11 protein-coding genes are annotated in these 12321 nt (G+C 70.8%); 8 read left to right on the forward strand and 3 right to left on the reverse strand.

Annotation, left to right across the window (positions count from 1 at the left end; genetic code table 11):
- The first annotated feature begins 296 nt into the window (after positions 1–296).
- The 5 genes from AB0399_RS03675 (at position 297) to ccsB (ending at position 6089) form a co-directional block, all read left to right on the forward strand.
- On the forward strand, positions 297–1616 hold the full coding sequence (locus AB0399_RS03675) for a hypothetical protein (protein WP_366410106.1): 1320 nt from the start codon (positions 297–299) through the stop codon (positions 1614–1616).
- 93 nt (positions 1617–1709) lie between these two features.
- On the forward strand, positions 1710–2321 hold the full coding sequence (locus AB0399_RS03680; protein ID WP_328467775.1) for a TlpA disulfide reductase family protein: 612 nt from the start codon (positions 1710–1712) through the stop codon (positions 2319–2321).
- A 1-nt stretch (position 2322) separates the two neighbouring features.
- On the forward strand, positions 2323–3090 hold the full coding sequence (locus tag AB0399_RS03685; protein WP_329365997.1) for a cytochrome c biogenesis CcdA family protein: 768 nt from the start codon (positions 2323–2325) through the stop codon (positions 3088–3090).
- A gap of 105 nt (positions 3091–3195) precedes the next feature.
- Positions 3196–5010 (forward strand): cytochrome c biogenesis protein ResB, encoded by a 1815-nt coding sequence (locus AB0399_RS03690; protein WP_366410170.1) that lies wholly within the window; start codon positions 3196–3198, stop codon positions 5008–5010.
- A complete protein-coding gene (ccsB, locus tag AB0399_RS03695) occupies positions 5007–6089 on the forward strand; it encodes a c-type cytochrome biogenesis protein CcsB (protein ID WP_366410107.1) in 1083 nt (360 codons plus the stop codon). The genes AB0399_RS03690 and ccsB overlap by 4 nt, the downstream gene beginning before the upstream one ends.
- 43 nt (positions 6090–6132) lie before the next feature.
- Here the strand turns inward: ccsB and AB0399_RS03700 are convergent, their stop codons facing one another.
- Positions 6133–6525: a PLD nuclease N-terminal domain-containing protein gene (locus AB0399_RS03700; protein ID WP_328467781.1), complete on the reverse strand. Its 393-nt coding sequence runs from the start codon at positions 6523–6525 to the stop codon at positions 6133–6135.
- Between the two features lie 116 nt (positions 6526–6641).
- On the opposite strand from AB0399_RS03700, the gene AB0399_RS03705 reads away from it, so the two are divergent.
- A complete protein-coding gene (locus tag AB0399_RS03705; protein ID WP_366410108.1) occupies positions 6642–8093 on the forward strand; it encodes a menaquinone biosynthesis decarboxylase in 1452 nt (483 codons plus the stop codon).
- A 115-nt stretch (positions 8094–8208) separates the two neighbouring features.
- Positions 8209–9126: a menaquinone biosynthesis prenyltransferase MqnP gene (mqnP, locus tag AB0399_RS03710; protein WP_329365991.1), complete on the forward strand. Its 918-nt coding sequence runs from the start codon at positions 8209–8211 to the stop codon at positions 9124–9126.
- A gap of 142 nt (positions 9127–9268) precedes the next feature.
- Here mqnP and AB0399_RS03715 read toward each other — a convergent pair whose 3' ends face one another.
- The gene (locus AB0399_RS03715) at positions 9269–10378 is read right to left on the reverse strand and encodes a hypothetical protein (RefSeq protein ID WP_329365990.1); all 1110 of its coding nucleotides are present in this window, start codon (positions 10376–10378) and stop codon (positions 9269–9271) included.
- Between the two features lie 141 nt (positions 10379–10519).
- The gene (locus tag AB0399_RS03720; protein WP_329374040.1) at positions 10520–11077 is read right to left on the reverse strand and encodes a rhomboid family intramembrane serine protease; all 558 of its coding nucleotides are present in this window, start codon (positions 11075–11077) and stop codon (positions 10520–10522) included.
- Positions 11078–11488: 411 nt separating this feature from the next.
- Between AB0399_RS03720 and AB0399_RS03725 the strand changes: the two genes are divergently transcribed.
- Positions 11489–12265, forward strand: coding sequence for a UbiX family flavin prenyltransferase (locus AB0399_RS03725; RefSeq protein WP_366410171.1), 777 nt, complete (start codon positions 11489–11491; stop codon positions 12263–12265).
- Positions 12266–12321: the final 56 nt, after the last annotated feature.

Consider the following 12321-nt stretch of genomic DNA (forward strand, 5'->3'; position numbering starts at 1 on the left):
GGCGCACCCTGGGTCCGTCACGGAAGAGGGTGCGCACGTAGGCAAGGGGCGCTGGGAGGTACTCCCCGCGCCCCTTTTCGCTGCCCTTTTCCGTCAGGGCACCGTGCCCCTTTGCTTGGCACCCTTCTCGCGCATATGCCAGCTCCGGGCCTCTTTTAAGGTGATCTGTTTAGCCCATAAGTGGGCTATTCGGCGGAGAGCCCCCGTTTCCCCATGACCGTGAGGAAGTGGTGAGGGGCAACGACGCGGACGCAGAACGCAGACGCAGAACGCAGACGCCGAGAGACGGGGATCGCATGAGTGCCATGACCCGAAGGGCCCTGTTGACCACCACCGCCGGAGCCGCCGCGGGTGTCGCCATGGCGGGCTGCAGCGCCAAGGAGGGGGGCACCTCGGGTTCCGCCCCGAGCGCCCGCAAGACGGGGGAGCACTCCGGCGCGAGTGGCGCGAAGGCCCCGTCGACGACCGTGCGGCTGATCGGCGACGGCTCCACCGCCGACACCGGCCCGCAGCCCGGCCAGCCCGTGGTGGACCGGCTGGAGCCGGGCCAGACGCCCCCGCAGTTCGTGGTCTTCTCCTGGGACGGCGCCGGCGAGATCGGCAACGGCCTCTTCCCCCGCTTCCGCAAGCTCGCCGACGACCACGGCGCCAAGATGACCTTCAACCTCTCCGGCCTCTACCTGCTGCCGGAGGGCAAGAAGCTGCAGTACGCGCCGCCGAACAGCCCGCTCGGCGCCTCCGACATCGGGTACCTCGCCGACGACCACATCAAGATGACGCTCGACAACCTGCGGCAGGCGTGGAACGCCGGCCACGAGATCGCCACCCACTTCAACGGCCACTTCTGCGCCGGCGCCGGCAGCGTCGGCCGCTGGACCCCGGCGGACTGGAAGAGCGAGATCGACCAGGCCGTGTCGTTCGTCACCCAGTGGAAGACGAACACCGGCTGGCACGACGACGAGCCGCTGCCGTTCGACTACGAGAAGACCCTGATGGGCGGCCGCACCCCCTGCCTGCTCGGCCAGGACAGCCTGCTGCCCACCGCGGCCGCGCTCGGCTGGCGCTACGACACCAGCAACCCCGGCGGCAACCAGACCTGGCCGGACAAGATGCAGGGCCTGTGGAACTTCCCGCTCCAGCTCATCCCGTTCCCGGGGCACACGTTCGAGGTCCTGTCGATGGACTACAACATGCTCGCCAACCAGTCCCACGCCGCCACCAAGTCCGACCCGCGCAACTACCCGTACTGGCGCAGCCAGGCGACCGCCTCGTACGTCGCCGGGTTCCAGCGCGCCTACGAGACGAACCGCGCGCCCTTCTACATCGGCAACCACTTCGAGGACTGGAACGGCGGCATCTACATGGACGCCGTCGAGGGTGCCTTCCAGCACATCGCCTCGCTCGGCTACAAGGACGTGCGGCTGGTCTCCTTCCAGCAGCTCACCGACTGGCTGGACGCCCAGGACCCGGCGATGCTGGCCAAGCTGCGCGAGCTGGAGGTCGGCGGGCAGCCGCCCGGCGGCTGGAAGGAGTTCACCGGGCAGGTGCCGGCCTCCGACGCGACCGGGGCCGCCCCCGCGACCGGAGCCGCGCCCTCGGTGCCGGCGGCGACCTGACCCTCGCATCCTTACTTGGGGCAATTGCCGTCTTTGGGGTTGACGGTGGGGGGGTGCGGAAGATCGTCCGAGGGCCCATGCGAAACTTTTCACATGAGTTCTCCGTGCGCCTTCGGTCGCCGCCTGCTCCGTCGCGCCGCCGCGCCGGCCGGAGCCGTGGCGCTGGCGCTGACGCTCGCCGCATGCAGTTCGTCCACGTCGTCGTCCGGCGCCGGCAACTCCAACTTCGTCGGTGGCAACGGCGACATCACGATGGTCAAGGCCGCCCAGCGCAAGCCCGCCCCGGAACTGTCCGGCAAGACCGTGGCCGGTGCCACCACCAGCCTCGCCGCGTACAAGGGCAAGGTCGTCGTGGTCAACATCTGGGGGTCGTGGTGCGCGCCCTGCCGGGCCGAGGCACCCAACCTGGCCAAGGTCGCCACGGCCGAGGCGGGCAAGGGCGTCCAGTTCCTCGGCATCAACACCCGTGACCTGGACCGCTCCAACGCCGCCCGGTTCGACAAGCGCTTCGGCATCACCTACCCGAGCCTGTACGACCCGTACGGCAAGCTGATCCTGAAGTTCCCCAAGGGCAGTCTCAACCCGCAGAGCCTGCCGGCCACCCTCGTGATCGACCGGCAGGGCCGGGTCGCGGGGCGGGCGCTGGCCGCGCTCACCGAGGACCAGCTGCACAAGCTGATCGACCCCGTCGCCGCGGAGAAGTGACGTGGCGGGCGGCACTCTCCTCCTGGCCGGCAGCGCGGACACGGTGACGTCCGGAGCGCTCATCGCGGCCATACCGATCGCGATGTTCGCCGGGCTGATCTCCTTCGCCTCGCCCTGCGTCCTGCCGCTCGTGCCCGGCTACCTCTCCTACGTGACCGGCGTCACCGGCAGCGACCTCGGCGAGGCCCGGCGCGGGCGGATGTTCGCCGGGTCGCTGCTGTTCGTGCTCGGCTTCAGCGCGGTGTTCGTCTCCGGCGGTGCCCTCTTCGGCAACTTCGGCTCCGACCTCCAGGAGCACCGGCAGCTGCTGACCCGGATCTTCGGCTCGCTCACCATCGTGCTCGGGCTCGCCTTCATGGGCATCCTCGGCGGCATCACCCAGCGGGAGTTCCGCTTCCACTACCGGCCCGGGGTCGGGCTGGCCGGCGCCCCGCTGATCGGCGCCATGTTCGGGCTGGGCTGGACGCCCTGCGTCGGACCGACGCTCGGCGCGGTGCAGTCGCTGGCCTTCAGCAACGCCAGCGCCGGGCGCGGCGCGCTGCTGATGGTCTTCTACTGCCTGGGCCTCGGGGTGCCCTTCATCGTGGCCGCGCTGGCCTTCCGCCGTACGCTGGGCGCCTTCGGGTGGGTCAAGCGGCACTACGCGTGGGTCATGCGGATCGGCGGCGGCATGCTCGTCGCCGTCGGGGTGCTGCTCGTCACCGGCGTGTGGGACCACATCACCTACCAGATGCAGATCTGGTCCAGCGGCTTCTCCACAGGGGTCTGAACCGTGAGCATCACGCACAAGCCAAGCGACGGCCGTGTCCCCGGCCAAGGCCCCGGGCCGGACGCCGGCCGGGACCGCGACGTCCGGGAGGACCGGGACCCCGGCATCCAGGAAGAGGGGACCGGCGGCGAGGACGGCCTCGGTGCCGCGGGCGCGCAACTGTCCACCCAGCCGGTGGACACCCTGGCCAGCGGGCCCTCGCTCGGCGTGCTCGGCTGGCTGCGCTGGATGTGGCGGCAGCTCACCTCGATGCGGATCGCGCTGATCCTGCTCTTCATGCTGTCGCTGGCCGCGATCCCCGGCTCGCTGATCCCGCAGCACAGCGACGAGCTGAAGGTCGCGGCGTTCAAGAAGGCGCACCCGGACATCAGCCCGCTGTACTCCAAGCTGGACCTGTTCCACGTCTACGGTTCGCCGTGGTTCTCGGCGATCTACATACTGCTGTTCATCTCGCTGGCCGGCTGCATCGTGCCGCGCAGCTGGCAGTTCGTCGGGCAGCTGCGGGCCAAGCCGCCGGCCGCGCCCCGGCACCTGGTCCGGCTGCCCGCGTACAGCACCTGGCACACCGACGCGAGCCCGGAGCAGGTCGCGCAGGCGGCCCGGAAGGCGCTGCGCGGGCGGCGGTTCCGGGTCAACGCCACCGGCACCTCGGTGGCCGCCGAGAAGGGCTATCTGCGGGAGGCCGGCAACCTCTGCTTCCACGTGGCCCTGTTCGGCCTGCTGATCGGCTTCGCCTGGACCTCGCTGAACGCGGCGTCCGGCGGCAAGCTGGTCGTCGAGGGCCAGGACGGCTTCGTCAACAACCTCACCCAGTACGACGACTTCTCCGGTGGCACGCTCTACGGCGCCGACGACCTCAAGCCGTTCGGCTTCACGCTGGACAGCTTCGACGACCAGTACGCCACCAGCGGCCCGGAGCGCGGCACCGCGCTGAAGTTCCAGGCGAACATCCACTACTGGAGCGGCACCAGCGGCGCGCACACCACGAAGGGCACGATCTCCACCAACCACCCGCTGAACATCGGCGGCGAGAAGGTGTACCTGATCTCGCACGGCTACGCGCCCGTGGTCACCGTCAAGGACGCCCAGGGCAATGTCGCCTACCAGGGCCCGGTGCCGTTCCTGCCGCAGGACGCCAACCTGACCTCGACCGGTGTGATCAAGGTCCCGGACGCGATGGGCAAGAACGGCAAGCCCGACCAGCTCGCGTTCGAGGGCTACTTCACGCCGACCGGTGACACCTCGCGCGGCCCGATGTCGCTCTTCCCCGGCGAACTGCAGCCGATCCTGTGGCTCAACGCCTACCACGGCGACCTCGGCCTGGACTCCGGCATCGCGCAGAACGTCTACCAGCTCGACACCACGCACATGAAGCAGTTCAAGCTGAACACCAAGACCGGTGTGAACGGCGTCGCGCTCGGCCCGGGCGACTCCATGGACCTGCCCGGCGGCGCCGGCACCCTGGAGTTCGACGGGGTCAAGCGCTGGGCCAGCTTCAGCATCTCCCACCAGTCCGGCAACGAGCTGGCACTGGTCAGCGGCATCGTCGCGATCCTCGGCCTGATGGGGTCGCTGTTCATCCAGCGGCGCCGGATCTGGGTGCGGGCGGTGCCGTCCGACCGCGGCACCCTGGTCGAGATGGGCGGCCTCGGCCGCAGCGAGTCGGCCAGGATCGCCGACGAGTTGGGCGAACTCGTCGACCAGCTCCAACCGGCCGCCCCGGTCAGATCCGCCGCCGCGCGGACCGACGACCCCGAGCCGGCCGACGACTCCGCTGCCGATCCGGCCACCGGGCCCGCGTCCGAGCGCCCCTCCGATACCGCCGACGAGGCCACACCCGGGACCGTATCCGGGTCCGGCGCCTCGAACGCCCCCGACGAACCGCAAACCCCGCCCGACGACGAAGGAGCCCGCGCGTGAACCTCGCGGCCGCGGTCAACGAGAACTTCGCGAACTACAGCAACTACCTGATCCGCTCGGCCATGTTCGTGTACGCGCTGGCCTTCCTCGCGCACCTCGCGGAGTGGGTCTTCGGCGGCCGCAGCAAGATCGCCGTGCAGTCGGCCGCGCTCACCCGGGAGGCGGCCCAGGACGCGGCCGTGCCCGCGGTGGCGGTGCGCTCGGCAGGCGGCACCACCACGCTGGAGCGCCCCAAGGTCGTCACCCGCTCCTCCGCCAGCGACCGCGACATCGCGGACGGCCCGGGCGCCGCGGGCGACAACGACAAGGGCGACCTGTACGGCAGGATCGCGATCTCCTTCACCGCCCTGGCGTGGCTGCTGCACGTCAGCGGCGTCGCCTTCCGGGCCGCCTCGGTGCAGCGCGCGCCGTGGGGCAACATGTACGAGTTCTCCACCACGTTCGGCGCGGTGGCGGTCGGCGCGTACCTGCTGCTGCTGGTGCTGAAGAAGAACGTCCGCTGGATCGGGCTCTTCCTGACCACGTCGGTGCTGCTCGACCTGGGCCTGGCGCTGTCGGTGCTCTACACCTCCAGCGAGCAGCTGGTGCCGGCGCTGCACTCGTACTGGCTGTGGATTCACGTGTCCTGCGCGATCATCTCCGGCGCGGTGTTCTACCTCGCGGCCGTCGGCACGCTGCTCTACCTGTTCCGCGACCACTACGAGATGGCGCTGCTGGCCGGGCGGGCGCAGGACAACCGCTGGGGCGACATCATGCGGCGGCTGCCGGCCGCCGCGAGCCTGGACAAGTTCGCGTACCGGATGAACGCGCTGGTCTTCCCGCTGTGGACGTTCACCATCATCGCGGGCGCGATCTGGGCGCAGGCCGCGTGGGGCCACTACTGGGAGTGGGACCCGAAGGAGACCTGGTCGTTCATCACGTGGGTGGTGTACGCCGGTTACCTGCACGCCCGCGCGACCGCCGGGTGGAAGGGCCGCAAGGCCGCGTACCTGGCGCTGGTCGCCTTCGCGTGCTTCCTGTTCAACTACTACGGCGTGAACATCTTCGTGACCGGCAAGCACTCCTACGCCGGGGTGTGACGAAGCTCGCCTCGCGGCGTACCGCTCATCGGGACGGTACGGCTCACTCGCCTTCGGGGGAGGGGGCCGTGCCGTCCCCGCGCTTCTGCCGGTTCAGCTCGGCGAGCGAGCGCAGGAACTCGGGGTTGTCGTCCGGCGGCACCCAGTCCTCCCGCGGTGCCTCGAGCAACTGGCCGTCCAGCGGCCGGCGCTCGGCCGGGCGGGACAGCTCAGGCCCCCACGTGGGCCGGACCGCGCCGCGCGGGCCCGGCACCCGCCGCTTGCCCAGCGCCAGCCAGGCCAGCGGGCCGATCAGGATCTCGCCGAAGAAGAGCACGATCAGCAGCCAGACCACCTTCGGCAGGCCGCGCACCTGCCGGTCCGGCGTGCCGAGGCAGTCCACGAACGCGTATATCCATACCGCGATCACCAGCAGGAACGGCATGTAGCGCGTCATTTCGAGAACCCCGGCACCATGTTGACCAATCCTTGACCCCACCCAGGTTACGTCCTGGCGTCCGGCGTCCGGCGGCTCGGCCGCGTACCGCCGCCACGGGGTGGAAGACTGACCGCATGGCTTACGACGATCTCCGCTCGCTGCTGAGGGCACTGGAGAAGGACGGCGACCTCAAGCGGATCACCGCCGAGGTGGACCCGTACCTCGAAGTCGGGGAGATCACCGACCGGGTGAACAAGGCCGGTGGCCCCGCGCTGCTCTTCGAGAACGTGCGCGGCTCGCTCGCCCCGCTGGCGATGAACGTGTACGGCACCGACCGGCGGCTGCTGAAGGCGCTGGGCCTGACGTCGTACGCCGACATCGGGGAGAAGATCGGCGGGCTGCTCAAACCGGAGCTGCCGCACGGGTTCGTCGGCGTGCGGGAGGCGTTCGGCAAGCTCGCCGGGATGGTGCACGTGCCGCCGAAGAAGGTGAAGGACGGCCCGGTGCAGGAGGTCGTGCTCACCGGCGAGGACGTGGACCTGGACCGGCTGCCCGCGCTGTTCACCTGGCCGCAGGACGGCGGGTCCTTCTTCAACCTCGGCCTGACCCACACCAAGGACCCGGTCAGCGGGGTGCGCAACCTCGGCCTGTACCGGCTCCAGCGGCACGACCGGCGCACCATCGGGATGCACTGGCAGATCCACAAGGACAGCCGCAACCACTACCAGGTCGCCCAGCGGCGCGGCGAGCGGCTGCCGGTGGCGATCGCGTTCGGCTGCCCGCCCGCGGTGACCTACGCCTCGACCGCGCCGCTGCCCGGCGACATCGACGAGTACCTGTTCGCCGGGTTCGTGCAGGGCAAGCGGGTGGAGATGGTGGACTGCAAGACGGTGCCGCTCCAGGTGCCCGCGCACGCCGAGGTGGTGCTGGAGGGCTGGCTGGAGCCCGGGAAGACGCTGCCGGAGGGGCCGTTCGGCGACCACACCGGCTTCTACACCCCGCAGGAGCCGTTCCCGGCGCTGACCATCGACTGCGTGACGATGCGGAAGCGGCCGGTGTTCCAGTCGATCGTGGTCGGCCGCCCGCCGACCGAGGACGGGCCGCTGGGGCGGGCCACCGAGCGGTTCTTCCTGCCGCTGCTGAAGATCATCGTGCCGGACATCGTGGACTACCACCTGCCGGAGGCGGGCGGCTTCCACAACTGCGCGATCGTCTCCATCGACAAGAAGTACCCCAAGCACGCGCAGAAGACGATGCACGCGGTGTGGGGCGCCCACATGATGTCGCTCACCAAGCTGATCGTGGTGGTGGACGCCGACTGCGATGTGCACGACCTGCACGAGGTGGCCTGGCGGGCGTTCGGCAACACCGACTACTCCCGCGACCTGACGGTGGTGGAGGGCCCGGTCGACCATCTCGACCACTCGTCGTACCAGCAGTTCTGGGGCGGCAAGGCCGGCATCGACGCGACCCGTAAGCTGCCGGAGGAGGGCTACACCCGTGACGGCGGCTGGCCGGAGATGGTGCTCTCCGACCCGCAGACGGCGGAGCTCGTGACGAAACGGTGGAAGGAGTACGGATGGTGAGCGACGCACGCGAGGCCGCCGGGCGGCTGCCGAAGACGAGACCCGCACTTTCGTGCCGAGCGGGCGGTGGGGGTACCTCCCGGGCGGCAGCGCTGGGAGAGAGCGGAGACGAGCTGTGAGCGCCACGACGCCGGATCTGTTCGAGTCGGAGCCGCGGCCCGACAGCAGGGTGCGGGCCTTTCTGCGGCTGGTGATGATCGAGCACTCGGTCTTCGCGCTGCCGTTCGCGTACATCGCCGCGCTGACCGCGATGTTCCGCGAGAGCCACAGCGTGCACTGGCGCCAACTGCTGCTGGTGACGGTGGCGATGGTGGGCCTGCGGACCTTCGCGATGGCCTGCAACCGGATCATCGACCGGGAGATCGACGCCCGCAACCCGCGCACCGCCAAGCGCGAACTGGTCACCGGCGCGCTGTCGGTGCGCTCGGCGTGGACCGGGGCGCTGGCGGCCGTGGTGGTCTTCCTCGGCGCCGCCGCGCTGCTCAACCCGCTGTGCCTGGCGCTGGCGCCGGTCGCGGTGGTGCCGATGGTGGTCTACCCGTACGGCAAGCGGTTCACCAACTTCCCGCACGCGATCCTGGGTGTCGCGCAGGCGATGGGGCCGATCGGCGCGTGGCTTGCGGTGACCGGCTCCTGGGACTGGCACGCGGTCGTGCTGGGTCTGGCGGTCGGGGTGTGGATCGGCGGGTTCGACCTGATCTTCGGCAGCCAGGACGTGGCCGCGGACCGGGCGCACGGCGTGAAGTCGGTGCCGGCCCGGTTCGGCATCCCGGCGGCGCTGTACGGGGCGCGGGTCTGCCATGTGATCACCACCGCGCTGCTGGTCTGGTACGGCGCCACGACCGGCGCGGGCGGCTTCTGGTGGGTAGGCATGGCGATCGTGGCCGGCGCGTTCGTCTACGAGCACTCGATCGTCAAGCCGCACGACCTGAGCCGGCTGAACCGGGCGTTCTTCACGGTGAACGGCGTCATCGGCATCACGCTCTTCGTCTTCGCGCTCTTCGACCTGATCGCGCGCGGCCTGGGCTGGTAGCGGGCAGACGGACATGTGAACGGCCCCGGCGGGAGGGTGTGATCCGCCGGGGCCGTCGCCGTCCTGTGTCACGCGTCTCGCGGCCCGCGCCGCACGGCACGCCTCACCGGGCGGGCGTCGTGCGGCGCGGGTGGGGCCGCGCTCAGAACATCGAGTTGTCCGAGCCGTCGCCGCCGAACTGCTTCATGATCGCGCTCACCACGTCCTGCGGGTTGAGCGCGACCGCGCCGCTCGGCGCGGAGATCGGCGCCGCGCTGCCCTTGAACCCGATGGTCAGCGGCAGCGGGCCGGTGGACTGGCTGTCCAACTGGTGGATGTCGAAGGTGATCGACTCGATCTTGCCGTCCTTGATGGCGACGTCGGCCGCGACCTTCTTGTTCGGCACGCCCTCGGCCTTCTGCAGGCTGTCCAGGTCGGACTGCTTCATGCCGGGGATCTGCTTGAGCGCCGGGGTGACGCCCGTGGCCACGTCCTTCGCGAACTGCTGCGCGGGCACGGTGACCGTGATGTGGTCGGCGCCGCCCTTCTTGCCGGCGTCGGCGAAGGTGGCGTCCTTCGTCAGCGCGGCGCGCAGCGAGGTGACGATCTGGTTCTGGGTCTGCGGGTCGAGCGTCGGGGTGGTCGAGCCGGAACCGCTGTCCGCGCCCTGGGCGGCGAGGGCGCTCTTGACGAACGCGCTCCACACCGTCGGGTCGATGCTGACCCACTTGCCCTTGAGCGCCGACCCCACCGAACCGGGCGTGCTGGTCAGGCCGTTGAGGTACTGCTCGTTGAACTGGTTGATGGAGTCGCCGTCGGACTTGCTGGTGTCGAGCTTCTCCAGGCCCTGGATGTCGGCCCGCAGGTAGACCTTCTGGTCGACCATGCGCACCTCGATCAGCTTCTTGCCGCTCGGGCCGTCGGTGGAGAGCAGGAAGCCCGCGGAGGAGCCCTTGGTGGCGTCCGCGCCCTTGCCGAAGCTCTTGCCGAGCAGGTTCAGCGACTGCTGCGAGCTGCCGCCGATCGTGACGTGCAGCGAGGCGAGCAGGTCGGCGTCGGCCTGCGTGAAGCCGTCCTCGTTCTTCATGGCCGAGTAGATCTGGGCGGAGGTGCCGCTGAAGCCCAGGTCGACGGAGACGGTGTTCTGCTTGCCGAGTTTCTGGAAGGCGTCGCTCACCTTTCCCTGGGGCGAGGCGGGGCTGTCCGCACCGCACGCTGCGGACCCGGCGGATATGAGGGCCACCACTCCGGCGGCGGCGAGGCCCTTGCGCATGCTGATGATGACGAACTCCTAGGAAAGGGGTGGGTAAGTGGACGAGCTGGAGCAGAAGCGTAACTGTGCGGGCGCTGTGGAATCACCCGGGTTGTTCAGGGCGAGTTGCCGGCCGGTTGGTTGCCGGAATCCGGCAACCGCTCAGCCGCCGTACGGTGGTTCGCCGGCCCGTACCTCGGCCGGCCGTTCACGGAACAGGTAGGCCGCGGCCACCCCGCCGACGAGGCCGAAGAGATGGCCCTGCCAGGAGACGCCGGTGTGCACCGGCAGCACGCCCCACAGGATGGAGGTGCCGTAGTACGCCCCGACGAGCAGGCCCACCACCAACTCCAGCGCGCGGCGGTCGACGAAGCCGCGCACCAGCAGATAGCTGAACAGGCCGAAGATCAGGCCGGACGCGCCCGCGGTGTTGGTGTGCGCGGGGGAGAACGCCCAGACGCCGAGCCCGTCGATGACGATGACGGCGAAGGCCACGCCCAGGAAGCGGCCGATGCCCCGCAGCGCGGCGATGAAGCCGAGCACCAGCAGCGGCAGGGTGTTGGACGCCACGTGCCCGTAGCCGAAGTGGATGAAAGCCGAGGGGACGATGTCCACCAACTCGCCGGCCCTGCGCGGCTGGACGCCGAGGCTGTCCAGCCGGTGGCCGGTCGTCATGTCGACGACCTCCAGGGCCCACAGCAGCGCCACCCAGGCCACCATCAGCACTGCGGCGGAGGCGAGCCGGTCGCCGGCCGTGGCGGACGTGGTCCGGTCACGGGCGCGCAGCGGCGCGAGCAGTGCCCCCCCGCGGCCGGTGTACGCCGCGATGCGTCCGTACGCCACCGAATCCCCCCAATCCCGCCACGTCCCCACGTGGTTCAGTGCTCTCCAGTGTGCACGACGCCGCCGACACCGTCTGCGGTTCCCGTCCCGCTCGGGCCGATCGGCCGGAACCGTCCGTACCGGGGGAGACCCGGGCGAACCTGCCCGGGTCGGCGCCTTCCGCAGGTCGCGGCTACGCTCGACCGCGTGGAGGACGCGGACCGGGACGAGCTGGACAACGTGGGCGGCAGGGACGGCGTGACGGACGCGGACGCCGGCCGGGGCGCGGGCGCAGGCGTGGGCGTGGGCGTGGGCGGCGGTGCGCCGGGGCGCGGTGGGCGCACCCCGTGGATCGTCGGCGTCTCCGGCGCCTCGGGCACGCCGTACGCGGCGGCGGTGCTGCGCGCGCTGCTGGCCGCCGGCGAGAGTGTGGACCTGGTGGTCAGCCGGGCCGCCCGGCTGACCCTGCTCGACGAGACCGGGGCGGCGGTGCGGGACGCGCACTGGCGGGAGGACCTGGCGCGGTGGCTGGCCCGCGGCGCCGACGGCCGTCCGGACGCCTTCGCCCCCGGCCCCGACCTGGCGGCCGTACGGTACTGGCCCGCGGGCGACCTCGCGGCCGGGCCGTCCTCGGGTTCGTATCCGGCCAAGGGCATGCTGATCGTGCCGGCCAGCACCGCGTGCGTGGCCGGGGTGGCGCTGGGCCTGTCCAAGGACCTGTTGCAGCGCGCGGCGAGCGTCACGCTCAAGGAGCGCAGGCCGCTGGTGGTCGCGGTGCGCGAGACCCCGTTGAGCGGTCAGACGCTGCGCCAGCTCACCGCGTTGGCCGACGCGGGCGCGGTGGTGCTGCCCGCCTCACCGGCGTTCTACGCCGGCGGCACCACGGCGCAGGAACTGGTGGACTTCGTGGCCGGGCGGGTGCTGGACGCGGCGGGCGTGCCGCACCGGTTGTACCGGCGGTGGACGGGCGAGCTCGGCGGTGCGTCGGGCGAGCGGGACGGGGCGTCGGGCGGGACACCGCACGGATCTTCCGACGGGACGTCCGACGGGCCTTCCGACGGGTCGTTCGGCGGCATCGAAGTGTAGATGCGCAGGGCAAGAACCGTTTCATGCCTTAGATTCGTGTCCTGACAGCGCAGTCA

The organism is Streptomyces sp. NPDC088194, assembly GCF_040702025.1.
GTDB lineage: Bacteria > Actinomycetota > Actinomycetes > Streptomycetales > Streptomycetaceae > Actinacidiphila.

Bases quoted from the DNA above. Each gene is read 5' to 3' on its own strand.
- AB0399_RS03675 (WP_366410106.1), top strand. From the start codon at position 297: ATGAGTGCCATGACCCGAAGGGCCCTGTTGACCACCACCGCCGGAGCC.
- AB0399_RS03680 (WP_328467775.1), top strand. From the start codon at position 1,710: ATGAGTTCTCCGTGCGCCTTCGGTCGCCGCCTGCTCCGTCGCGCCGCC.
- AB0399_RS03700 (WP_328467781.1), bottom strand. From the start codon at position 6,525: ATGACGCGCTACATGCCGTTCCTGCTGGTGATCGCGGTATGGATATAC.
- AB0399_RS03705 (WP_366410108.1), top strand. From the start codon at position 6,642: ATGGCTTACGACGATCTCCGCTCGCTGCTGAGGGCACTGGAGAAGGAC.
- AB0399_RS03715 (WP_329365990.1), bottom strand. From the start codon at position 10,378: ATGCGCAAGGGCCTCGCCGCCGCCGGAGTGGTGGCCCTCATATCCGCC.
- AB0399_RS03720 (WP_329374040.1), bottom strand. From the start codon at position 11,077: ATGGTGGCCTGGGTGGCGCTGCTGTGGGCCCTGGAGGTCGTCGACATG.